This is a genomic window from Candidatus Pelagibacter sp. uisw_098, assembly GCF_059512505.1.
Genome location: NZ_CM183454.1, coordinates 323,260 through 346,330, shown reverse-complemented (window position 1 = coordinate 346,330; position 23,071 = coordinate 323,260). Strand labels below are relative to the sequence as shown.

Sequence of the window (23,071 nt, the reverse complement as noted above, 5' to 3'; positions counted from 1 at the left end):
TATTTATGGTTAAGAAAAAAACAAAAACAAAAGTAAAAAAAGAAAACCTAGGTGGAAAATCTAAAGAGACAGCTAGAGAAAAAATGATTGGGCAACATATCGGTTATAGATATGACGTTAACCTATTACCTGATTATAAAAAGATGACTCCATTCTTAAAAAAATATGTAGAAGCTATGGGATGGGATGATCTTAACTGGTTAGAAGATATTCATATGGGTTATGAAGAGGATAGACCTGCTGTATTTTGTAGAAATGCAAATGGTTGGGTTACAATTCCAAAATCAATCAAATTACCAAACAACCAACAAGACAGAGATATGATTGCAAGAGAGCTTCTAGTTAAGTTTCAAATGTCTAAAAAGCACCCTCTTGTTGATTTGAAAAAAGCTTACCTTAAGTTTTAGTCTGTCAATCAAAGGTTGATTATTTTTTTTAAATATACCGTCATTGCTTATCTATTTAAGCACTGTATAGTTTGTCACACCTATTAAAATCTCGTAAGCTTTCCTAAATTAACAAGGAGAGAGAGATTATGGATGATCAATTAGGCGCTCTTACAGTTATATTTACAGAATTTTACTACTGGGTAACAGTAGTATTAATGTTCCTGATTCACGTTGGGTTTTGTATGTATGAAGTTGGAGCCTCGCGTTATAAACATCACCAACACACTTTAATGAAAAATACCATGGTAATACCACTAGTAACTGTAACCTGGTTTTTCTTTGGTTGGTGGATTTACTGGGCATTCCCAACAGGACCGGGGATAGCTCCATCAATAATGAATGAGAGTTCAGCATTAATTACTGACGAAAGTACTTTTAGTGCGAAATGGTATGTAGCAAATACTGAATTTATGGCTGTCAACTTAGGTGACCGTATAAGTGGAGTATTCTGGGCTGCATTCTTACTATTTTCATGGACAGCTGCTTCAATTGTTTCTGGAGCAATCATTGAAAGAATTACAACTTTTGCATTTGGTATTTTAGCAATTGCAATTGGTTCGTGCTTCTGGGTAATTGATGCTGCTTGGGGATGGCACTTTGATGGATGGATGCTTAAAATTTTAGGATATCATGACGCTTACGCATCAGGAGTAATTCACGCAATTGCGGGTGGGTTTGCTTTAGGTGTTCTAATCGTTTTAGGACCTAGAATAGGAAAGTTCTCATCAAGTGGTGAACCAAGAAATATAGGGCCAAGAAACCCGTGGCTAGTTACAGTTGGATTATTTTTAATCTATACTGGTTTCTGGGGATTTTATGCGGCATGTAATATACCGATATTTGATCTTGGACCTGAATATGGAATGGAAGGTGTAACATACTGGACAGCAACAAACATATATGTAACCCCAACCACACTGAGTGGAATAACCTATAACTTCTTGATGTCATTATCAGGTGGATTATTGGCTGGATACGTGGTCGCTAAAGGTGATCCATTCTGGACTTACTCAAGTGGACTAGCTGGGATCATCTGTGCATCTGCAGGTAATGATTTGTATCACCCGATACAAGCAATGCTTATTGGTGCGATCGGTGTTGTTATAGCATACAAAATGCATTACTGGGTTGAGCGTAAGTTCAAAATTGATGATGCAGTTGGTGCAGTAGCAGTACATGGTTATGCGGGTGTTGTTGGTCTTATAATTTGTGGATTTGTTTTAAATGGTTACCCAGCATCTGGATATAATGTTGGAGCTATGTGGGATGGATCAACTTATGCATCAATCAATCCACTTGGTCAATTCCTTGGAGCAATTATAATGTTTGGAGTTCTTGGAATGTTACCAGGCTACGTTATTGCTAGAATACTAAGCGCTTTTGGTAAATTAAGAATACCGCGTGAAGTTGAAATAGCAGGACTAGACTATGAAATAATGGAGGACGATAGAGAAGCTGAAAAAGCAGTCGCCTCTTCAACTAGGTAAAGGAGAAAAAATATGGCTACAGTTACAAACTGGATAGATCATTTAAGTGCAAAAGAGGTTGTCGGAGCAGTTTATCCGGGGGCTGGATCCACTGAAACTTTACTAGTTATTCTTGGTGTAGTTTTTTGGATTGGCTGGCATGTTATAACTGCTAGATCTGAGAGTGAAAAACTTTCAAGATTAGCAAGAAAAAGACATGGTGCAAATGATCATAAGAGCAATATTACCGACTGGTAATATCAACTAAAAATTTGGGCGCTACTTAATTGTGGCGCCCTTTTTTTTTACAAAAATTGTACAATCATGGATAGAAATAATAACGAAGATCACAGACCAAGTAAGATGAGGGGTGTCGTTTTTCCAAAAGCAAAATATGGAGTGATAGCAGCTATCATCATCATTGTAGTGGGAAATATTTTCTACTATAAGGAATTCTTAATATCTTTAATAAAATAAACTTAAAAATCTATGTGTGGAATTGTAGGGATTTATCTTAAAACAAAAAAATACGAAAAAGATCTTGGTAAATTTTTATCTGGAATGCTTGATGGTATGGCAAGTAGGGGTCCCGATAGTGCTGGGTTTGCAATATATACAAAGCAAAATAAAAATAAATTTAAATACTCTATTTGTTTAAATCAATTAACTGACAAAGAGTTTAAAAAAAAAATATCTAAATTTTTAAAAAAAATAACACTTAAAACTTTTTCAGATCATGTGGTTCTTGAAACAGATGAAAAACCAAAAAAAGTATTAGAAATTTTAGACACTAAATTAAAAGAAGTTTCTTTAGTTGGTTATGGCAAAAGTATTAATATCTTCAAACAAACAGGAAATCCTAAAGACGTTGTTAGAAAGTTTAAATTATCTTCTTTTTCAGGAACACATGCAATAGGACACACTAGGATGGCAACAGAAAGTGCAATTACAACTCAAGGTTCACACCCCTACTCTACATCAGAGGACGAGTGCTTGGTTCATAATGGATCTCTTTCAAATCATAACAACATTCGAAGATCTTTAAAAAAAGAAGGTCAAAAATTTAACTCAGAAAATGACACTGAAGTTGCAGCTGGGTACATCTCTAATCAAATTTCAAAAGGAGAAAGTCTAGAAAAAACTCTTAAGAATAGCCTAAAAGATTTGGATGGTTTCTATACGTTTATAGCAGGTACTAAAGATGGTTTTGCGCTGTTGAGAGATGAAATAGCTTGCAAACCAGCAGTCGTTGCAGAAACAAAAGATTATGTTGCTGTTGCTTCAGAATTTCAATGCATGGCTCACTTGCCAAATGTAAACACAGCTAAAATTTTTGAACCAAAACCTGGTATTGTTTATCACTGGTAAACCTATGAATTTAGATCTAAATAAAAAAAAACTAAGAGAGATTAATCAAATTCTACAAAATGTTGGTAGAGAAAAAAATAACAGAATTTTTCAAATTTTAAATCCCCAAGGTCGACACGCTATTTGCGCAGGTTTAAAAGATGATATTGAAATTTCAATAAAAGGTCACACTGGCTATTATTGCGCAGGAATGAACCAAAATGCTTCGGTAACCGTGCACGGAAATGTTGGTACTGGTGTTGCTGAAAACATGATGTCTGGAAAGGTCATTATTAAAGGTAATGCTTCTCAGTCTGCTGGTGCAACAGGTCATGGTGGTTCTTTAATTATTGAAGGAGACGCTAGTTCAAGATGTGGCATATCAATGAAAGGGATTAACATTATAGTAAAGGGCTCTGTTGGTCATATGTCAGCATTTATGGCGCAAAAAGGTAATTTAATTATTTTGGGAGACGCTGAGGCTGATTTAGGAGACTCAATTTATGAGGCTAAAATATTTGTTAAGGGTAAAGTTAAAAGTTTAGGTTCTGATTGTATAGAAAAAAAAATGGATGATAAAAATATAAAAGAATTAAATAGAATTTTTAAAGATTTGAATATATCTGAAGACGCAAAAAAGTTTAAAAGATATGGATCTGCGAGAAATTTATATAATTTTAAAATTGATAACGTGAGCTCATATTAGTTATGAAAAAAGATTTAAAAGAATTTAAAACATTTCCTTCTTCAACAATTAAAGAAATTCAAAGAGCTGCTAAGGAAGGAATTTACCAAATTAGAGGATTAGGTGCTAAAAGAAAAGTTCCAGACTTTGATGACTTGGTATTTTTAGGTGCTTCAATGTCTAGATATCCATTAGAAGGTTATAGAGAGAAATGTAATACATCTGTAATACTTGGGGACCGTTTTGCAAAAAATCCTATTAAATTAGATATACCAATTACTATTGCTGGAATGAGTTTTGGAGCTTTAGGTGCTAATGCAAAAGAAGCTTTAGGTAGAGGTGCTTCTGCTATGGGAACTTCAACAACAACTGGAGATGGAGGTATGACAAAGGAAGAAAGAGGATCTTCTAAATATCTAGTATATCAATTATTGCCTTCTCGATACGGTATGAATCCAGATGACTTAAGAAAAGCAGATGCTATAGAAATAGTTGTGGGGCAAGGTGCAAAACCTGGTGGTGGTGGAATGCTTCTTGGGCAAAAAATTAATAAAAGAGTTGCTGGTATGAGAGCTTTACCTGAGGGCATAGATCAAAGAAGTGCTTGCAGACACCCAGATTGGACAGGACCAGATGATTTAGAAATAAAGATTCAAGAGTTGAGAGAAATTACAAATTGGGAAAAGCCAATTTATATAAAAGTTGGAGCAGCAAGGCCATACTATGACACGACTTTAGCGGTAAAAGCTGGTGCTGATGTTGTTGTGTTAGATGGAATGCAAGGTGGAACAGCTGCAACACAAGATGTTTTTATAGAACATGTGGGTATACCAACTCTCGGTGCCTTAAGAGAATCTGTAGATGCTTTAAAAGAATTAAACATGCATAGAAAAGTTCAATTAATTGTTTCTGGTGGAATTAGAACTGGTGCTGATGTTGCAAAAGCAATTGCAATGGGAGCAGATGCTGTATCAATAGGATCTGCTGCTATGATGGCTTTAAATTGTAATGCAGACCTTTATAGAAAAGATTATGAAAAACTTGGAACAGAGCCGGGTTACTGCCATCACTGTCATACTGGAAAGTGTCCAGTGGGTGTTGCCACACAAGATCCTATACTAGAAAAAAGACTCAATCCTATAGAGGGTGGCAAAAGATTAAAAAATTATTTATCCACATTAACCCTAGAGTTGCAAACACTGGCGAGAGCAAATGGAAAATCAGATGTAAGAAATTTAGAACCTGAAGATTTAGCAGCTTTAACAGTTGAAGCTGCTGCTATGGCAAGAGTTCCATTAGCTGGAACTAGCTGGATACCAGGACTAAAAAATAAAAAATAGTATTGTGAAGACTAATTAACAGTTGTAAATTAAGAAATAAAATATGCCTATTAATTTATCTAAAATTGCTAAAGCTAAAAAGATAAAATATTTTTTGATTAGTTTTGTAGATTTTTTTGGTGTCTTGAGATCAAAATTAGTACCAGCACAAGCAATTGCAGACATGCAAAAAAATGGGGCGGGTTTTGCAGGTTTTGCAACTTGGCTAGATATGTCTCCTGCAGATGGGGATATGTTTGCTTTACCAGATCCTAAAAGTTTAATTCAATTACCCTGGAACAAAGAAATTGGCTGGTTAGCTTCTGATTTATATATGTATGGTAAACCTGTTAAGGCTTCACCTAGAGTAATGCTCAAAGAGCAAATTAATAAATTAGATAAAAAAGATTTAGTCATGAAGTCAGGTGTAGAGTGTGAATATTTTTTGATATCAGAAGATGGGAGTAAAATTGCAGATGCTAGAGATACTCAATCAAAACCTTGTTACGATCAGTCTGCTTTAATGAGGAGATATGATTTAATCAAAGAAATATGCGATAGCATGATTACTATGGGTTGGAACCCATACCAAAATGATCATGAGGACGCTAATGGCCAGTTTGAAATGAATTGGGATTACACAGATTGTTTAACTACAGCTGATAGACATGTATTTTTTAAGTATATGGTTAAGTCATTGGCTGAAAAACATGGTCTTAGAGCAACATTTATGCCAAAACCTTTTAGCAATCTAACAGGTAATGGCTGTCATGCTCATATTTCTTTATGGAATGGAAAAATTAATAAATTTTTAGATAATGAAGACAAATTAGGTTTGAGCAAATTAGCATATAATTTTCTAGGTGGAATTATGAAACTCACTCAGCCATTAACTGCATTTTTTAACCCAACAATTAATAGTTATAGAAGAATAAATGCACCACCAACAAAATCTGGTGCTACATGGTCGCCTAGTAGTATTTCTTATACAGGAAACAATAGAACTCATATGATAAGAATTCCGGATAAAGGTAGATTTGAATTAAGGTTAATGGATGGAGCAGTAAATCCTTATTTGCTTCAATCCGGAGTAATAGCTGCTGGATTACATGGAATAAATAATAAAATAGATCCTGGTGAACCTTTGTCTTGCAATATGTATACTGATCATAAAAATTACCCTAATCTAAAGAAATTACCTGACATAATTGAAGATGCTTTAGATCAACTAGAAAATAGTAAAGAAATTAAGGAAGCATTTGGTAGTGATACTATTAAAAGCTATCTAAAATTAAAAAGATCTGAAATTAAAGATTTTAATCAAGAAGAAAAGTTTGATAAAAAAAGCTCAGTAACTCTCTGGGAAAAAAATAGTACTCTTGATTGTTAATAAATGAAATCAATCCTTCAAAAAAATCTTTGGTCTATTACATCATTTTTAGAAAATAAAGATTATAACTTTAATAGAGAAAATATACTCACTCAATTACCAGAAAGTTTTATAGATGAAGCGATAGAAGCTATATCTAGTTGGGACATTTACGCCCCTACACCACTAATTAAATTAGATAAATTAAATGACGAATTAAAATTCAAAAATATTTACTATAAAGATGAGGACAAAAGATTTGACCTTAAATCATTTAAAGCGTTAGGTGGAGCTTTTGCTGTTTATAAAATTGCAAGTCAAAAAAAGAACATAACAATTTCGACGGCCACAGCAGGAAATCATGGAAAATCAGTTGCATGGGGGGCACAAAGACTAGGTTTAAAATGTAAAATATTTATAAGTGAATTTGTTAGCGAGTCTAGAGCTGAAGCTATGCGTAATCTGGATGCTAAGGTTATTAGAGTTAAGGGTAATTACGACAATTCATTAAAGGAATGCATTAAACAGTCTAATGCAAATAATTGGGAAATTGTACAAGATGTATCTTGGGAAGGTTACAAAGAAGTACCAAAATTGATTATGGCTGGGTACACAATAATGGTTAAAGAAATTTTAGATGAAATAAACTCAAATTCAATAACACATGTATTTCTTCAAGCAGGTGTTGGAGGAATGGCAGCAGCAATGATCGCTGGCTTTGCAAAATTATCTAAAAATATCCCAAAGTTTATTACTGTTGAGCCAGAAAATGCAGACTGTGTATTTCAAAGCATTAAGAATAATAAACCTACAACTGTAGATATTAAAAAAGAAACAATAATGGGTGGAATGTCTTGTGGAGATGTTTCAGGTATTGCCTGGGAAATTTTAAAAAATTCTACAAACTACTGTTTAACCATACCTGATGAAGCAATCTCAACTACTGTTGCACTACTAGCAGAGAAACATTTATCTGATGAAAAAATAATAGCTGGTGAATGTGCTGTGCCAGGTATAATTGCGTTAATAGGCTCATTTAACAACAAAGAATACTCAGATAAATTAGAGTTAAATGAACAATCAAATATACTATTGTTTGGTTGTGAGGGTTTAACTGATAATGCAATGTACCAAAAACTACTAAGCGATGGATTGCAAAAAATCTAAGTAAATATGACAAAAAAAGCTGTTGTTTGGATTAGAGAAGATTTTAGAATTGAAGATAATGAAACCTTAGCTATTGCAACTCAAAATCATGAGTTTGTAAGTGCTCTTTATATTTATAACCCAAAAAATTTTGACAAAAAAAGGGAGGCTCAAAAATGGTGGATCTCTAAAGCTTTAGAAAGTTTTAACCTAGATCTAAAAAAATTAAATATCACATTGGAAGTTCAATTAGGTGATGAACTAGAGGTATTATCAAATTTAAAGAAGAAAGATGATGTTACTGTTTATTGGAGTAAAGTATATGAACCAGATATAATTAATAAAGGTAAAAAGATAAGAGATCAATTCATTAAAAATGAAATTCAATATAAATATTTTAAAGGAAATATTCTTATAGAGTTTCAGGAAATAACTAAAGATGATGGCACACCTTATAAAGTATTCACTCCCTTTTGGAAAAAAACTGAGCAACTTTATATCTCAAAAGTACCTTCTAAATCTATAAAAGTTAAATCAAAAATAAAAAAAATAAATATATTTAAAAAATCAATTTCTATAAAAGAAATTTTACCTAAAAATGATTGGCATAAGAAATTTGAGAAATATTGGATACCGTCTGAACTAGAAGCTAAAAAATATTTACAAGAATTAATAAATAATAGAATTGAGGGCTACGGTGAAGCACGAGATATTCCAGGTGTTAATGGAACCTCAAAGTTATCTCCTTTCTTAAAATTTGGACAAATACATGTGGAGACAATTTGGAAGAAATGCCAAGACATTAAAATTAAAAAAATGGGGTATAGAAAATATATTAATGAATTAGGATGGAGAGAATTTTCTCATAGTTTAATTAATTACTTTCCACAAATGCTAAAAGGCAATCTTAGAAAAGATTTTGATAATTTTCCTTGGGTTAAAAATGAGAAGTTTCTTAAAGCTTGGAAAAAAGGTATGACAGGATATCCCATTGTTGACGCTGGGATGAGGGAACTGTACGAAACAGGATGGATGCACAATAGGGTACGAATGATTGTTGCTTCATTTCTTGTAAAACATTTAAGAATTCATTGGAACGAAGGTGAAAAACATTTTAAAAATTGTTTGGTTGATTATAATGAAGCTAGTAACGTTGCCCAATGGCAATGGGTTGCAGGCTGTGGTGCTGATGCAGCTCCTTATTTTAGAATATTTAACCCTATTCTTCAGGGTGAAAAATTTGACAAAGATGGAATTTATACAAAGAAATGGGTTCCAGAACTTAAAAACATGCCTAATAAATTTTTACATAAGCCATGGGAACTAGAAAGCAAATACCAAGAGCAGATTAAAGTTATTGTAGGTGCAGATTACCCAAAACCAATTGTAGACCACGTTGAAGCAAGAAATGCTGCATTAGAAGCTTTTAAAACAATTAAGAAAAGCTAATCACCTAAGTAATGAAGGACAATCAGTCTGTTTTGTTTCTCAATTCTATGCTCAAAAAGATATAACCCCTGCCAAGTTCCAAGTAATAACTCATTATTTTTAACGCTTAAAGAAATTTGATTATTAGTTAACGCAGACTTAATGTGTGCAGGCATGTCATCTTTTCCCTCAGCTGTATGGATATAAAGGGAATTATCCATTGGCACGAGCTTATTAAAAAAATTTATTAGGTCAGTTTGAACATCTGGGTCAGCATTCTCTTGAATTATTAATGAAGCACTAGTGTGTTGAATGTTTATATTAATAATTCCGTTATTAAACTCATTATCATTGAGCCATTTGTTTGTTTGGTTTGTAAATTCATACAGCCTCTGGCCGTTTGTATTCAATTCTAAATTAAAAAATTCTTGTCTCATAGCTTGTTATATTTGATAGATGTCAATTCATATAATCTACTAATAGTTCTTTTAAATATTTTCTTTAAATCCTCTGAAGAACTTAATAAATCTAATTTTAATTGAGACGATATCATTAGTGGTATATTTTTTTCATAAAGAATATCAATTAATGTAATAAATCTTTGTTGTTGATTAGAATTACCACTATTAAAGGCAGGAATATTTTCGATAACAATAAAATTACACACTTCAGTTATTTTTATATAGTCTTCGGCTCCAATATTTTTAGAACATAATTCTTTAAAATCAAAACGTGCTATTCCTTTAAAGTAATTCTTAATACTAAGTTTTCTACCTTTAATGATTAAGGTCATTTCTTTGTTAGATAGATTTTTTGTTATTTTTCTAAAAAACTTATTAAGTTTAAAATTTGTTGTTTCATTTAATGGATAAAAATATCTTTCATTTTTATTTTTTAGAGATTTTCTATAGTCTTCTTTGATAATTAACTTTGCTTGATAACATTTTTCTTTCATTATTTTAATAAAAGGAAGAAATTGATTTCGTTGCAATCCATCTTTATAAAGATCATTTATTTTGGAATTTGATGTAAATAAAACTTTTATATTCTCATCAAATATTTTTTTGAATAAGTTACCTAAAATCATTGCATCTACAATGTTAGTGACCTGAAACTCGTCAAAATAAACTAATCTAGATTTACTTTTTAATTTTTTGACAAATTTATCTATAATATTTTCTTGTCTGTTTTCTTTATTTTTAAATACAAAATCATGAAAACCAATCATAAACTCATTAAAGTGAAGTCTTTGTTTAGTTTTGTCAAAATTATTATAAAAAAAATTTAATATCATCGTTTTACCTACGCCCACATCACCTTGTAAATAAAATCCTTTTTTAGAATTTTGCTTAGTAAATATCTTTTTTAAAAGTGATTTATTAAAATTCTGATTATAAAATAAATTCAACTCTTCTATTAAATCTAATTGATTGGAATTAATTTCTAAATTATTTTTTTTACAATAATCTTGAAATGATTTATTTAAATTCATTTTTTTTTTAAAATCTATACCATATTCTGACCTAGAACCTTTTCTTAATCCAAAGGGTCCAGATATAAATAATGTAAGTGGTTTTGTTCCTGGTTTAAGGTCGACTCTATGTAAATTATTTGCCGATCTAAATCCAATATATCCAGCTGGTCTCCAAAATCTTCCTGTATTTAATGTCTCCCAATAACCTCCCCTTAATATGATGGTAATGTAAGGAAATGTATGGTTATGGACCCCTTCTCCGTGATCGTCAGCTAACATTTCATGTAATAAAATATTAAATGGAAACCATGTAGGTCTATGTCTTAATAAAACATAATACCTATTCATCCACGGTTTTGCCTCATTAAATTTTGGGTGAGAAGGACCTCGATCTAAAACTATTTTTTTTCTACCTAGTTTATCAAGTAACTTTAAGAGCATTATTAATTAAATCTAATAATAGAGCCATTTTTGATTAAAAAAAGATTATTGTTATTTACATAGGGTTGTAAAATTATACCGCCTGAAATTTTATTAACACTAATAACATTTCCCGTATTTAAATCAGCAACAATTAATTTACCATCATTATTAGATAAATATATTTTGCTTAACGCAACAAAAAAGCCTGTAGTTGATATATCTTTTCTTTTCTTGGTTTTATAATTACTATGTAAATCGTTGATACGAATTATATTTCCATTTTTTTTATCAATTGCGTATAAATATCCCTTGTTGGAAACTGTTATTATAAATTTACCAATAATAACTGGCCTAAGATCTGAATTAATTTCATTTTTCCAATTAATCAATCCTGTAGTTGTATCTATTGAATAAAATTCACTTTTATTGTTTGAAAATAAAATTGAATTATCATTTATCACTAACTTAGAACTAGATAGTTGAAAGGCGTTTTTACTTATATTATTATTTTGGGTGGGTAATTGCCAAACTAATTGGCCAGATTTTAGGTCAACGGCCGTAATATCTCCAATTGAATTGTTAAAATAAAGATTTTCATTTTCAATAGCAATAGATATTTTTGTATTTGATTTTGTTAATGACTCTTCTGTTTTTAAATTCCATAATTCTGAACCATCTTTAATTGAGATGGATCTTAAAATATTTTTATAATCAACTATATAAAAAAAACCATCTTTAATTTTAATTTCTGAATTAAAAGGTACAATATTATTTTTTGACCAAATAATATCTCCTGTTTCAATATTTAATGCATAATATTTTGCAACATCGTCTGCTACTATTAATATATTTTTATAATTAGCAAAATTTAATCTTGGCTTAAGTTTTTTTTCACTTTTGCTATAAAAATTTTTTTTCCATATTATCTTTTGATTTTGATCATAAAAAATAATTGATCCTTTATTGTCAGAGAAAATAACGTTTTCATTGTAAAAAATTGGTTGGACATCTATGTATTCAAAATCATCAAATTTACTAAAATTATATTTACCAATTTTTTCTAAACCTCCCTCATAAGATAGATCACCAATATTATTTTGGTTATTATTGGAGTTTTTAATTAATTTTCCAGCTGAAACTTTAATTTCTAATGCGGGATTAAACTCACGCTCTTCTCTAAGCTGTTTTGTTAAAATTTTTTTAGGATTTTTAACTTCTTCAATATTGATCTTTTCTTTGTTCCAAAACTGTTGTTTTTTATTTATTGAACAGTTATTTATAAGTATTAAAATTAATAATAATAATAATAATTTATTCACCAAAATCTCTATTTAATCTTTTTTGAGATTCTACCTTAATGTTGTTGTTAGCATTTGGTAAAACCAGAATCTGATTGAAAAATTCTTTTGCTTTTTGCTTTTGATTTTTAGAATAAAAATATTCTGCTATTAAATATAAAGAATGTGACTTCCATATACTTTCTGAATTAATTATTGGACTAAGCATCCTTAGCAAATCATTTTCAGATGAAAAGTCCGAATTAAATAACGCTTTTTTATATATAATTAAATTTTTAATTTCTTCATCTAAGTTTGTTTTAATTATTAACTCATCAAATAAAATATTAATCTTATCTTTGTTAGCTATTAAATTATTGTCGATTAAAAAATACAAAGCCAATGGAGAGTAAGTTGTGTCATTTTCATTTATCAATTTAATTAATTGATCAATTGTTTTTTGCTTATCTTCAGTTTTAAAGTCTATTGTTGTTATATTAAATTGATTTGCTAATTTTATTTTGCTCCGTTCTTTCATTTCCTTCATTGAAAGATATCCAATGATTAGAACAATGATAATTGAAAATCCTATTATGAGGTTTTTCTTATTATTAATGAAAAAATTCTTAATTTTCTCATTTCTTGTGTTTGAATCTATAATAGTAATTTCTTCATCCATAATTAAATCATGTTTCTTAGTACATACTGAAGAATACCACCATTTTTATAATATTCTAATTCATTCTTGGTATCAATTCTGCAAAGTGTTTTAATTTTTTTAATATCTCCCAATGCATATTTGATCTCAACCTGTACGTGGTCTGATGGGTTAACACCTTCTTGAATATTAAGAACCGTGATTAACTCTGACCCAATTAAATTCAGATTAGTTCTATTGTTTCCTTCAGTAAATTGGAGTGGTAATACACCCATACCAATTAAGTTTGATCTATGAATTCTTTCAAAACTTTCTGCTATTACAACTTTTACACCTAATAATTTTGTTCCTTTCGCAGCCCAATCTCTAGATGATCCTGTGCCATATTCTTTTCCACCAATTACCACCAAATCAATTCCTCTTTTTTTGTACTCTTCTACAGCGCTATAAACTGGCATTACTTTTTCTTCTGGATATAATTTTGTAAAACCACCTTCTGTACCAGGTGCCATCTCATTTTTTATTCTAATATTAGCAAATGTTCCTCTCATCATAACTTCGTGGTTTCCTCTTCTTGATCCATAAGAGTTATAATCTTTTGGTAGAATTTGATGTTCCATAAAATACTCTCCAGTAGGGCTTTCTTTTTGAATATTTCCAGCTGGCGAAATATGATCTGTTGTTACCATGTCACCTAAAATTAATAATGGTCTCGCATCTTTAATGGGTTTAAAACCTTCAGGCTTATCTGGTAAATTTTCAAAGAAAGGTGGTTTTTTTACATAAGTAGATCCTGAGTCCCAATTGTAAATACTTGTGTTTTCTGTTTTGATTTCTTGCCATTGTTTAGGTCCCTCTGAAACATTTGAATATCTTTTTATAAACATTTCCGCGTTAAGCGCTTCCCTTAAAGTGTCTTCTATCTCTTTATTTGACGGCCAAATATCTTTTAATAAAATATCCTTTCCTACTTTGCTTTTGCCTAATGGCTCATTGTATAAATCAAATTCCATATGTCCTGCAAGAGCATAAGCTACAACAAGTGGGGGTGAAGCAAGGTAATTTGCCTTAATATGGGGGGATATTCTCCCTTCAAAATTTCGATTACCAGACAATACTGATACCGCATATATATTTTCTTTATCAATAGCCTTTACAATTTCATCAGGCAAAGGTCCTGAATTTCCTATACATGTTGTGCATCCATACCCCACTAAATTAAAACCTAATTTATCTAAAAATACATTTAGTCCAGCTTTTGCTAAATAATCAGTTACTACTTGTGATCCTGGAGCTAATGATGTTTTAACCCAAGGTTTAGTTTCTAAACCAAGTTCTACAGCTTTTTTAGCTAATAACCCCGCTCCAATTAGAACATTTGGATTTGATGTGTTAGTGCATGAAGTGATTGCTGCAATTAATATTGATCCATCTTTAATTTCATAATCTGTTCCAGAAACTTTTGAAATTCTTTTTTCTTTTCTTTCGGTTGCATCTTTTAAGACTTTTTTAAATTCTCTAGAGGCATCTGTTAATAAAACTTTATCTTGAGGTCTTTTGGGTCCTGAAATTGTTGGAACAATTGTTGACATGTCTAATGACAATGTGTCGGTAAATTCAATTCCATCACTAGCCCATAAGCCCTGCTCTTTTGCATACTTTTCAACAATGTTAACTGTATTTTTATCTCTTCCTGAAAATCTTAAATATTTCAATGTTTCATCATCGATTGGAAAAAAACCACAAGTTGCACCATATTCTGGGGCCATATTTGCAATAGTGGCTCTATCAGCAAGTGTTAAATTTTTTAATCCCTCCCCATAAAACTCAACAAACTTCCCCACAACACTTTTATCTCTCAACATTTTTACTACAGTTAGAACTAAATCAGTTGCAGTTGTGCCTTCTGGCAATTTATTGGTTACTTCAAATCCAATTACTTCTGGAATTAACATTGAAATTGGCTGGCCTAACATCCCTGCTTCAGCTTCGATTCCGCCTACACCCCAACCAAGAACAGATAATCCATTAACCATAGTTGTATGACTATCAGTGCCAACTAATGTGTCGGGAAATAAATAATCTTCATCTTTAAATTTTTCTGACCAGACTACCTTTGATAAATATTCTAAATTAACCTGATGACATATTCCTGTTCCGGGAGGAACTATTCTAAAGTTATTAAATGCTTGTTGTCCCCATTTTAAAAAAGAATATCTCTCTCCATTTCTTTGAAATTCAATATCTACATTTTTTTCAAATGAGTCTACGTTTGCCGACTTATCAACTTGTACCGAGTGATCAATAACCAGGTCAACCGCTGATAGTGGATTAATAGTATTTGGGTCTTTATTTTTTTCTTTAACAGCTTCTCTCATAGCAGCAAGATCAGCTACTGCTGGAATTCCAGTATAGTCTTGCAACAAAACTCTAGCAGGTCTGTAAGCTATCTCAGTTAATGATTTTTTTGTCTTTAACCATTCTTTAATTGCTTCTATTTGACTTTTAGTAACCGACAAATCATCTTCATATCTTAATAAGTTTTCTAATAAAACTTTAAGTGATTTGGGAAGTTTTGAAATTCCATCTAATCCATTTTTTTCCGCTTCATTTAAAGAATAATATTTATATTCACTATTATTAATGTTAATAGATTTTAAAGAATTATAAGAATTTTTTTTACCTGGTTTCATATTATAAATAAAATGTTGCGATACAACTTAATAGAAGCAGTGACATAACATAATTAAACCATTTAATAAATTTATCATTTGTCGCGAATTTCCTCATAAATTTACCTATAAATACCCAAAAGTGGATACTAATTATTGCAAAAATGAAAGCAACACCAATTACCCATGAAGAATGGTTTAAAAAATTACCTCCCGGCTCAACGTAGGTAGATACAGATATAATAGCTACGACTACACCTTTGGGGTTTAAAAATTGATACATAAAAGTTTCAAAAAAACTAACAGCGTTGAGGCTCTTTTCTTGAGTATTATTTTTAGAAAATGAAATTTTGTAAGCTAAGTAAATTAAAAATATAGTTCCTGTCAAAATTAGTATTTTTTGAATTATTGGATAAAGTTTAAATATGTTTATTAGCCCAAAATTCACAATGGCAATCATAGTAGTAAAACCAAAAATAACCCCTAACATGAGTGGTATAGTTTTTTTTATTCCATGATTAAAACCTGAGTGTGATGCAACGATATTGTTTGGACCTGGTGAGCAGCTAGTCACAAACATAAATAAAGAAAGTGATAAAATTTCAGGATGCATTTTTATGCAATAGATAATCCATTTTTTGACTCATAAGATGGATGAACCAAAATAACTCTTCCTTCTTTATCAATAGAGCCTAAAATTAAAACTTGTGATACCACGCCAGCAATATTTTTTTCATGAAAGTTACATACACCAATTACTTGCTTACCTTTTAAATTATCTTCATTATAATAATGAGTTATTTGAGCTGATGATTGTTTAACCCCTATTTCTTCTCCAAAATCTACCTTTATTACTAGTGAGGGTTTTCTGGCTTTTTCATTTTTCTTAACAGAGACAACAGTTCCAACTCTAATATCAACTTTATCAAATATATCATAGGTTATTTGTTCTTTCATAAATTTAATATATATTAAATCATATTTATGAGTACAGAAAATAATACAGATCAATTATTTAATGATTCTATTAAGATTTTAACTGATTTAATTAGTTTCAAGACAATATCTGGAGGAGATAACAATTCCTTGATTAACTATTGTGATAAAATTCTAAAAAAACTTGGTGCCACATCATTTAAAACTTTTGATGATGAAAAAAAAAGAGTTAATCTTTTTGCAACATTAAAAGCTAAACATCCAAGTGATAAAAAGCCAATAATTTTGTCTGGCCACACTGATGTAGTTCCTGTTTCAAAAGGATGGAGTACAGATCCATTTGTAGCAACAATAAAAAATGACAAGCTCTTTGGTAGAGGTGCTTGTGATATGAAGGGCTTTATTGCTTGTACGTTGGCATTTGCACCAATTTATGCAAAAGCTAATTTAGATAGAGACATTCATTTTTCTTATACTTTTGATGAAGAGACTGCGTGCATAGGTGCTCCAATTTTAATTGAAGAATTAAAAAAAAGAGAGGTTAAGGATGGTATTTGCATTATAGGTGAACCCACAAACATGAAAATCATAGACGCACATAAGGGGTGCTATGAATACACAACTTACTTTGAGGGTTTAGCTGGACACAGTTCCGCACCTCATAAAGGTGTTAGTGCTGTTGAATACGCTTCTAGATATATTAATAAATTAATTGAATTAAGAGAAAAACTTAAAGAAAGAGCTCCTAAAGACTCAATTTTTGACCCTCCACACTCAACACTTTCAATAGGTGGAATTTTTGGTGGTATAGCACACAATGTAATTGCAGATAAATGTCATGTTAACTGGGAAACAAGACCAGTTGTTAAGGAAGATGGTATTTTTTTAAATTCAGAATTAGATAAATATGCAAACGAAATACTTTTGCCTGACATGAAAAAAGTTTTTTCCAACTCTTCCATTAGAAAAAATATTATTGGTGAAGTGGTGGGTTTTGACAGAGTTGAAAAATCTAATGCTTGCGAATTAGTTTCAAGTCTAACTGGTGACAATACAAGAGAAGTTGTTTCTTTTGGGACAGAAGCTGGATTATTTCAGGAAATTGGAATAAGTACTGTGGTTTGTGGTCCTGGCTCAATTGAGCAAGCACATAAAATTGATGAATTTATAATTCTTGATGAGCTAAAAAAATGTTTAAATTTACTTGAAGGAATAAAAAATAATTCTGTTGTGAGTTAATCGTTCCAACCGCTTACTACCTTAACCTCTAAATATTCCTCTAAACCTAATTTACCAGCTTCACGGCCGATACCCGAATGCTTGTACCCACCAAATGGTGCATCAGGTGCTAAGCCTGCACCATTAATATCAACCATTCCTGATCTTAATTTTCTAGCCACTCTATTAGCTTTTTCTTGATCTTGCGTTTGAATAAAGTTTAATAATCCATAAGGAGTATCATTAGCAATAGCGATAGCTTCCTCCTCTGTTTCAAAAGGTATAATTGATAAAACGGGACCAAATATCTCTGTTCTTGCAATTTGCATTTGATTGTTAACATCTGCAAATGCTGTAGGTTTTACAAAATAGCCTTTGTCAAGACCGTCTGGTTTGCCGGTTCCCCCAGCAACTAATTTAGCACCTTCATCTATGCCTACTTGAATTAATTTTTGAATTTTATCAAATTGTGCTTTTGAAACCACAGGTCCAATATGATCACCTTCTTTTGTAGCAACATCAACTTTCATTGAATTTGCAAAGCTTTTTACTCTTTCTACAGTTTCTTCATAAATTGATTTTTCAACCAACATTCTTGTTGGCGCATTACAAGATTGTCCAGAATTTCTAAAACATCTTAATGCACCTCTTTCAACTGCTTCAGGATCTGCATCTTTAAATATAATATTTGCACCCTTCCCTCCAAGTTCAAGACTTACTCTTTTAAAGTCACTTGCTGCATTTTGAGAAATTAGCGCACCAGCTCTAGTAGATCCTGTAAATGAAATCATATTTACATCAGGGTGACTTGTTAATGCATTTCCAGTAATGGCCCCATCTCCGTTAACTAGGTTGAACACGCCTTTTGGTAATTTAATTTCATCAATCATTTCTGCTAAAATAATAGATGACAAAGGTGCTATCTCAGATGGTTTTAACACCATTGTACAACCAGCTGCTATTGCAGGAATTACTTTTAAACAAGTCTGATTCATTGGCCAATTCCATGGTGTAATTAAAGCACAAACTCCCTTTGGCTCATGTATAATATTATTATTTAAAGCATGAGGCCCTAATTTTGCTTCGAATGTATATTCTTTTAAAACTTTTATATAAGATTTTATGTGACTTGCCCCTGTACCTGCTTGTAACTGTATTGAAAAATCAATAGGTGATCCCATTTCAAGAGAAATGGCTTTTGCCATATCTGCCCATCTTTTTTTATAAACTTCATACAAATTTTCTAAATATTTTAATCTTTCTTCTTTAGTTGAGAAGGCCCAAGTTTCAAATGCTTTTGTGGCTGCATTTACAGCAGCATTTACATCTTCAACTCCACCCAAAGATATAACTGCACACTCTTCTTCTGTTGAGGGATCTATTACTATTAAATCGTTTAATTTTTTTGGAGAAACCCACTCACCGTTAATGTAAAATTTTTTCTTATCAAGCATTTTTGAAAAATATCTTATCTTTTAACTTTTGCAAACAAATTAGTTAACTCATAAACAATCGTTGCTGCTGCTAAAGACGTAACTTCTGCATGATCATATGCAGGAGAAACTTCCACAACATCTGCTGAGATTAAATTTAAACCTGATAGGCCTCTTATCACATTAACCATTTCTCTAGTAGTCATGCCTGCAATCTCTGGTGTACCAGTTCCTGGTGCAAAAGCAGGGTCTAGAACATCTATATCTATTGATAAGTAAAGTGGATTATTGCCTACTCTTTTCCTTATTCTTTCTACTATTTTATCTATTCCTTGTGTTTGGAACTCATCACAGTGAATAATTTTAAAACCAAATTCTTCATCATTTTTAATATCGTCCCTACTATAAAGTGGTCCTCTTATTCCAACATGCATCGAGGCATCATCTAAAAATAAATTTTCTTCTCTTGCTCTCCTGAAAGGTGTTCCATGCGTATAAGGAGCACCAAAATAAGTGTCCCAGGTATCTAAATGTGCATCAAAGTGTACTAAAGCAACCGGTCCATTATTCATCTTATTAATAGCTCTTAGTAATGGAAGAGCAATCGTGTGGTCTCCACCTAAACTAATAATACCACCAACTTTATCTAATAATTCATTGGCACCCTCTTCTATTTGTTTAATAGCCTCATCTATATTAAATGGGTTACAAGTTATATCTCCTGCGTCAGCTACTTGCTGAACTTTAAAAGGTTCCACATCATAACTAGGGTGATAGTTAGTTCTCAAATGTCTAGATGCTTGCCTAATACTCATTGGACCAAATCTTGCCCCAGGTCTATAACTTGTCCCAGCATCAAATGGTATTCCAACAATGGCTACATCGCAGCTTTCAACATCTCTTAATTCTGGCAATCTAGCAAAAGTAGATGGTCCAGCAAATCTAGGAACTTTAGTTCCACTAACAGGCTGAATAGGGTTTTTATTTCTTTCTTTTTTCATTTATAAATAGAATGTATCACATTCTTTAATAATGGAATATCTTCTATCTTTATAATTATGAACGTAATAAGAGCAATTTTACTATCAATTATTTTCATTACACCACTTAAAGCTAATTCTATCTATAATCTCATCAAAATACCCAACCTAGAAATTTATGAAATAAATACTAAAAATAAACTTAAGTATTTTTATGCTGTCAGACCTTTTAGGCTAGGTACTCAAAAAAATGTTGTTTGTTCAGATTCAAATAAAAAAGATTTAGATGCAAAATATAAAATTATTCATAAAAATCTTAGTAGATATTCTTATAATTATTTAAAAAAAATTAATCTCAAATATATTGTTATGTGTGAAAATTTATCTATCTCAGAGTTGTATACGGCTGGCATTCCAGATAATGTAATGAAAACATTAATACTGGATATTAAATTTAATGAAGATTACTTTGAAAGAGTAATTCATCATGAGGTTTTTCATATAATATATCTTCAACATAAAAGTATTTTTAACGAAGAAGAGTGGATTAAATTTAATAATTCTAACTTTAAATATGCTGAATGTTCTACATGCACAAAAAAAATAAGCTTAGAGCAATACCAAGAAACAAAAGGTTTTTTCACAGAATATTCTAAGTCCACAGCCTCAGAAGATATGGCAGAAGTTTATTCACACATGATCTACTTAAAGGAAAAAGAAATCAACCAAATTCGTAAATCAGATCCTATTTTAAATAATAAAATTTCATATATTGAAAATAAAATAATGGAAATAGATAATTCTTTTATTTTTTGATGATAAAAAAAATTAAAGCCTCTAAATCAGAAAAATTTATTTTTGTTTTTTTAATTTTATTAGGTATCACAACTTTCTGGACATATTTTATAGTTAAAAATAAATGTTTATTTGTCAAAGATATTGATCCAAAAGATATTACATTTAAGAAGCCAAATAATATTGCAATTTTAAATGCACCTTGTGGAAATGTAATTATAGAACTTTATCCAAATATTTCACCAAATGCCGTTCAAAGATTTATTACTTTAATTAAATCGAATGCTTATGAAAATATTGCTTTTCATAGAGTAATTGAAAATAAACTCATTCAGGCTGGTGACCTAGAGTTTGGAAAAAAAGGAAATTTAGATTATGGAAAAATTGGTACTGGAAAATCAGGTTTAGGTACAATTAAATCAGAAATCGATAGTAGCTTTAATTACACTAAAGGCAGTGTCGGGTTAGCCCGAACATTTAAGAACGATACAGAAGACAGTCAATTTTTTATAATTCTACAAGATGAGCCATTATTTGAAGGTGAATATACACCTGTTGGTAAAGTTCTTTATGGTCTAGAAGTCTTAAAAAAAATAAAATATGAAAGACGCTCAGAGTATATATTGAGACCTGATTTCATTAATTCTTTTAAAATGCTGAATAAATAAAAGATAAAACCTCAAATTGAACCCATTTTAGTCAGTAAAGTTTTTATATTTTGTAGATATAGGTAGCATATTAAAATTTACACCAATATTTACCGTATTTTAATTAGTTAAATTTTGATGAAATTAATTTATTATGAAAGCATTAAAAAAAGTTTTCAAAAAAAAATTAAGTTTAAGTAAAAAAAAAATAATCGACAATCCTCTAAAAATTCTTAAGAGAATTACATCCTTATCTTTGGCAGAAAAGTATAAGAACTTCAAAGAAAGAGCTAAACAAAAAGAACTACATAGAATCAAATTATTAAAAGAAGAAAAAATTAAAGAATTAAAAAAAGAAAAGTTAGAACAAGAAAAACAAAAAAATGAAGAAATAAGATTAATTAAACAAAATGAATTAAATCTAATAAAGGAAGAAAAACAAAAAATAGAGAAACAAGAAAAACAGAAAATAAAAATTATAAAACAACAACAACAAATTGAAAGAAAAAAAATTAAACTTGAAGCTCAAAGAATTAAAGCTGCAGAGCAAAAACTAAGAGATGAGGAAGAAGAAAAAGCAAGACAAGATGATTTAAAATTAAAAGAAGAAAAACTAAGACTAGAATTTTTTGAAAAGCAAAGAATAAGACAAGAGCAACAAGAAGCCAAAATTGAAAACGATAAATTAATGGCTCTTGAGAGACAGAATGTCCGTGAAGCTAAACAGAAAATAAAAGATGAGGAAGAAAGATTAAAGAATATTGAAATTGATAAACAAAAAAAAGATGAGCAAAGATTAAATGAAGAAGAACATAAATTAAATTATCAAACCCAAAAACTTGAAGAAGTTGAACAAAATATCAAAAAAATTGAGGCTGAAAGATTAAGAGAAAAAGAAATAAAAATATTAAAAGAAGGTGATGAGTTAAGAGAAAAAGAAAAACAACTTAGACTGAAAGAACAATTAGAAATAGAAGAACTTAAGGAATTGAGATTAAATGACCTCAATCAAAGAAAAATTCAAGAAGAGTTACAATTAAAAGAAGAAGAAATAAGATTAGAAAATTTAAGAGAACAAAAAATAATTCAAGCCAGAATTCTCGAAGAAAAAAGAATTAAAGATGAAGAAGAGAGAATAAAAGAATGGGAAAGGAAATTTGATAAGGAGCAAATAGCAAAAGAAGAAGAATTAATTAAAAAATTTAATGACCAACTAATTAGAGAAAAAGAGGAAAGTGAAAAGATAATAGAATTTAAAAAAGAAGAAGTAATACAAGAAAAAAAAGAAAAAATATTAGAAAATGAGTTAAAAAAAGTAGAAGACGAAAGATATTAGTTAATTAAAGGTT

The 23,071-nt window shown here is 30.6% G+C and carries 22 protein-coding genes; 13 read left to right on the top strand and 9 right to left on the bottom strand.

Annotated elements, in window-relative coordinates; translation table 11 throughout:
• The first annotated feature begins 5 nt into the window (after positions 1–5).
• The 9 genes from AC5YF9_RS01790 to AC5YF9_RS01750 all read left to right on the top strand — a co-directional run bounded on the left by AC5YF9_RS01790 (position 6) and on the right by AC5YF9_RS01750 (position 9,230).
• Entirely contained in the window at positions 6–407 is a 402-nt protein-coding gene (locus AC5YF9_RS01790; RefSeq protein WP_271482723.1) for a hypothetical protein, read from the top strand.
• A gap of 128 nt (positions 408–535) precedes the next feature.
• Complete coding sequence (locus tag AC5YF9_RS01785; protein WP_415277902.1) at positions 536–1,936, top strand: ammonium transporter; 1,401 nt, start codon at positions 536–538, stop codon at positions 1,934–1,936.
• Positions 1,937–1,948: 12 nt separating this feature from the next.
• Positions 1,949–2,173: a hypothetical protein gene (locus tag AC5YF9_RS01780; RefSeq protein WP_415295498.1), complete on the top strand. Its 225-nt coding sequence runs from the start codon at positions 1,949–1,951 to the stop codon at positions 2,171–2,173.
• A gap of 231 nt (positions 2,174–2,404) precedes the next feature.
• Positions 2,405–3,283 (top strand): class II glutamine amidotransferase, encoded by an 879-nt coding sequence (locus tag AC5YF9_RS01775; protein WP_415304336.1) that lies wholly within the window; start codon positions 2,405–2,407, stop codon positions 3,281–3,283.
• Between the two features lie 4 nt (positions 3,284–3,287).
• Entirely contained in the window at positions 3,288–3,968 is a 681-nt protein-coding gene (locus AC5YF9_RS01770) for a GltB/FmdC/FwdC-like GXGXG domain-containing protein (RefSeq protein ID WP_415304335.1), read from the top strand.
• Positions 3,969–3,970: 2 nt separating this feature from the next.
• Positions 3,971–5,287, top strand: coding sequence for an FMN-binding glutamate synthase family protein (locus tag AC5YF9_RS01765; RefSeq protein WP_415304334.1), 1,317 nt, complete (start codon positions 3,971–3,973; stop codon positions 5,285–5,287).
• A 43-nt stretch (positions 5,288–5,330) separates the two neighbouring features.
• A complete protein-coding gene (gene glnT, locus AC5YF9_RS01760) occupies positions 5,331–6,656 on the top strand; it encodes a type III glutamate--ammonia ligase (RefSeq protein WP_415304333.1) in 1,326 nt (441 codons plus the stop codon).
• 3 nt (positions 6,657–6,659) lie between these two features.
• Positions 6,660–7,802, top strand: coding sequence for a diaminopropionate ammonia-lyase (locus tag AC5YF9_RS01755; RefSeq protein ID WP_415304332.1), 1,143 nt, complete (start codon positions 6,660–6,662; stop codon positions 7,800–7,802).
• 6 nt (positions 7,803–7,808) lie between these two features.
• A complete protein-coding gene (locus tag AC5YF9_RS01750; protein WP_415304331.1) occupies positions 7,809–9,230 on the top strand; it encodes a cryptochrome/photolyase family protein in 1,422 nt (473 codons plus the stop codon).
• On the opposite strand, the gene AC5YF9_RS01745 is transcribed toward AC5YF9_RS01750, so the two are convergent.
• Genes AC5YF9_RS01745 through AC5YF9_RS01715 form a run of 7 tightly spaced genes read right to left on the bottom strand, consistent with a single transcriptional unit; the run spans position 9,227 to position 16,670 of the window.
• Entirely contained in the window at positions 9,227–9,646 is a 420-nt protein-coding gene (locus AC5YF9_RS01745) for a secondary thiamine-phosphate synthase enzyme YjbQ (protein WP_415304330.1), read from the bottom strand. The two genes, AC5YF9_RS01750 and AC5YF9_RS01745, sit on opposite strands and share 4 nt — an antisense overlap.
• The gene (gene zapE / locus AC5YF9_RS01740) at positions 9,643–11,124 is read right to left on the bottom strand and encodes a cell division protein ZapE (protein WP_496169925.1); all 1,482 of its coding nucleotides are present in this window, start codon (positions 11,122–11,124) and stop codon (positions 9,643–9,645) included. The genes AC5YF9_RS01745 and zapE overlap by 4 nt, the downstream gene beginning before the upstream one ends.
• 2 nt (positions 11,125–11,126) lie before the next feature.
• On the bottom strand, positions 11,127–12,425 hold the full coding sequence (locus tag AC5YF9_RS01735) for a PQQ-binding-like beta-propeller repeat protein (protein ID WP_496169924.1): 1,299 nt from the start codon (positions 12,423–12,425) through the stop codon (positions 11,127–11,129).
• Entirely contained in the window at positions 12,418–13,062 is a 645-nt protein-coding gene (locus tag AC5YF9_RS01730) for a YfgM family protein (protein ID WP_496169923.1), read from the bottom strand. Before AC5YF9_RS01730 ends, AC5YF9_RS01735 begins: the two co-directional genes overlap by 8 nt.
• A gap of 2 nt (positions 13,063–13,064) precedes the next feature.
• Complete coding sequence (gene acnA / locus AC5YF9_RS01725; RefSeq protein ID WP_496169922.1) at positions 13,065–15,734, bottom strand: aconitate hydratase AcnA; 2,670 nt, start codon at positions 15,732–15,734, stop codon at positions 13,065–13,067.
• A gap of 1 nt (position 15,735) precedes the next feature.
• Positions 15,736–16,326 (bottom strand): LysE family translocator, encoded by a 591-nt coding sequence (locus AC5YF9_RS01720; RefSeq protein ID WP_496169921.1) that lies wholly within the window; start codon positions 16,324–16,326, stop codon positions 15,736–15,738.
• Positions 16,327–16,328: 2 nt separating this feature from the next.
• Positions 16,329–16,670 carry a tRNA-binding protein gene (locus tag AC5YF9_RS01715; RefSeq protein WP_415304324.1) on the bottom strand — a complete coding sequence of 114 codons (342 nt, stop codon included), beginning with the start codon at positions 16,668–16,670 and terminating at the stop codon, positions 16,329–16,331.
• A gap of 27 nt (positions 16,671–16,697) precedes the next feature.
• Between AC5YF9_RS01715 and argE the strand changes: the two genes are divergently transcribed.
• On the top strand, positions 16,698–17,888 hold the full coding sequence (gene argE / locus AC5YF9_RS01710; RefSeq protein WP_496169920.1) for an acetylornithine deacetylase: 1,191 nt from the start codon (positions 16,698–16,700) through the stop codon (positions 17,886–17,888).
• On the opposite strand, the gene AC5YF9_RS01705 is transcribed toward argE, so the two are convergent.
• Both AC5YF9_RS01705 and speB read right to left on the bottom strand, forming a co-directional pair.
• Positions 17,885–19,321 carry an aldehyde dehydrogenase family protein gene (locus AC5YF9_RS01705; RefSeq protein WP_496169919.1) on the bottom strand — a complete coding sequence of 479 codons (1,437 nt, stop codon included), beginning with the start codon at positions 19,319–19,321 and terminating at the stop codon, positions 17,885–17,887. The genes argE and AC5YF9_RS01705 overlap by 4 nt on opposite strands.
• A gap of 14 nt (positions 19,322–19,335) precedes the next feature.
• Complete coding sequence (gene speB / locus AC5YF9_RS01700; RefSeq protein WP_496169918.1) at positions 19,336–20,301, bottom strand: agmatinase; 966 nt, start codon at positions 20,299–20,301, stop codon at positions 19,336–19,338.
• 57 nt (positions 20,302–20,358) lie between these two features.
• Here speB and AC5YF9_RS01695 point away from each other — a divergent pair, with 57 nt between their 5' ends.
• From AC5YF9_RS01695 to AC5YF9_RS01685, 3 genes are all read left to right on the top strand, one after another.
• Positions 20,359–21,096: a putative zinc-binding metallopeptidase gene (locus AC5YF9_RS01695; protein ID WP_415304323.1), complete on the top strand. Its 738-nt coding sequence runs from the start codon at positions 20,359–20,361 to the stop codon at positions 21,094–21,096.
• A complete protein-coding gene (locus AC5YF9_RS01690) occupies positions 21,096–21,743 on the top strand; it encodes a peptidylprolyl isomerase (protein WP_415304322.1) in 648 nt (215 codons plus the stop codon). The genes AC5YF9_RS01695 and AC5YF9_RS01690 overlap by 1 nt, the downstream gene beginning before the upstream one ends.
• A 133-nt stretch (positions 21,744–21,876) precedes the next feature.
• Complete coding sequence (locus AC5YF9_RS01685; protein WP_496169917.1) at positions 21,877–23,058, top strand: primosomal protein; 1,182 nt, start codon at positions 21,877–21,879, stop codon at positions 23,056–23,058.
• Positions 23,059–23,071: the final 13 nt, after the last annotated feature.

Excerpts from the sequence above, each read along its gene's own strand:
- AC5YF9_RS01780 (WP_415295498.1), top strand. The coding sequence starts at position 1,949 with ATGGCTACAGTTACAAACTGGATAGATCATTTAAGTGCAAAAGAGGTT.
- AC5YF9_RS01755 (WP_415304332.1), top strand. The coding sequence starts at position 6,660 with ATGAAATCAATCCTTCAAAAAAATCTTTGGTCTATTACATCATTTTTA.
- AC5YF9_RS01715 (WP_415304324.1), bottom strand. The coding sequence starts at position 16,670 with ATGAAAGAACAAATAACCTATGATATATTTGATAAAGTTGATATTAGA.
- argE (WP_496169920.1), top strand. The coding sequence starts at position 16,698 with ATGAGTACAGAAAATAATACAGATCAATTATTTAATGATTCTATTAAG.
- acnA (WP_496169922.1), bottom strand. The coding sequence starts at position 15,734 with ATGAAACCAGGTAAAAAAAATTCTTATAATTCTTTAAAATCTATTAAC.
- AC5YF9_RS01690 (WP_415304322.1), top strand. The coding sequence starts at position 21,096 with ATGATAAAAAAAATTAAAGCCTCTAAATCAGAAAAATTTATTTTTGTT.
- AC5YF9_RS01750 (WP_415304331.1), top strand. The coding sequence starts at position 7,809 with ATGACAAAAAAAGCTGTTGTTTGGATTAGAGAAGATTTTAGAATTGAA.
- AC5YF9_RS01745 (WP_415304330.1), bottom strand. The coding sequence starts at position 9,646 with ATGAGACAAGAATTTTTTAATTTAGAATTGAATACAAACGGCCAGAGG.
- zapE (WP_496169925.1), bottom strand. The coding sequence starts at position 11,124 with ATGCTCTTAAAGTTACTTGATAAACTAGGTAGAAAAAAAATAGTTTTA.
- AC5YF9_RS01695 (WP_415304323.1), top strand. The coding sequence starts at position 20,359 with ATGAACGTAATAAGAGCAATTTTACTATCAATTATTTTCATTACACCA.
- AC5YF9_RS01785 (WP_415277902.1), top strand. The coding sequence starts at position 536 with ATGGATGATCAATTAGGCGCTCTTACAGTTATATTTACAGAATTTTAC.
- AC5YF9_RS01775 (WP_415304336.1), top strand. The coding sequence starts at position 2,405 with ATGTGTGGAATTGTAGGGATTTATCTTAAAACAAAAAAATACGAAAAA.
- AC5YF9_RS01720 (WP_496169921.1), bottom strand. The coding sequence starts at position 16,326 with ATGCATCCTGAAATTTTATCACTTTCTTTATTTATGTTTGTGACTAGC.
- AC5YF9_RS01790 (WP_271482723.1), top strand. The coding sequence starts at position 6 with ATGGTTAAGAAAAAAACAAAAACAAAAGTAAAAAAAGAAAACCTAGGT.
- glnT (WP_415304333.1), top strand. The coding sequence starts at position 5,331 with ATGCCTATTAATTTATCTAAAATTGCTAAAGCTAAAAAGATAAAATAT.
- speB (WP_496169918.1), bottom strand. The coding sequence starts at position 20,301 with ATGAAAAAAGAAAGAAATAAAAACCCTATTCAGCCTGTTAGTGGAACT.
- AC5YF9_RS01770 (WP_415304335.1), top strand. The coding sequence starts at position 3,288 with ATGAATTTAGATCTAAATAAAAAAAAACTAAGAGAGATTAATCAAATT.
- AC5YF9_RS01705 (WP_496169919.1), bottom strand. The coding sequence starts at position 19,321 with ATGCTTGATAAGAAAAAATTTTACATTAACGGTGAGTGGGTTTCTCCA.
- AC5YF9_RS01730 (WP_496169923.1), bottom strand. The coding sequence starts at position 13,062 with ATGGATGAAGAAATTACTATTATAGATTCAAACACAAGAAATGAGAAA.
- AC5YF9_RS01765 (WP_415304334.1), top strand. The coding sequence starts at position 3,971 with ATGAAAAAAGATTTAAAAGAATTTAAAACATTTCCTTCTTCAACAATT.
- AC5YF9_RS01685 (WP_496169917.1), top strand. The coding sequence starts at position 21,877 with ATGAAAGCATTAAAAAAAGTTTTCAAAAAAAAATTAAGTTTAAGTAAA.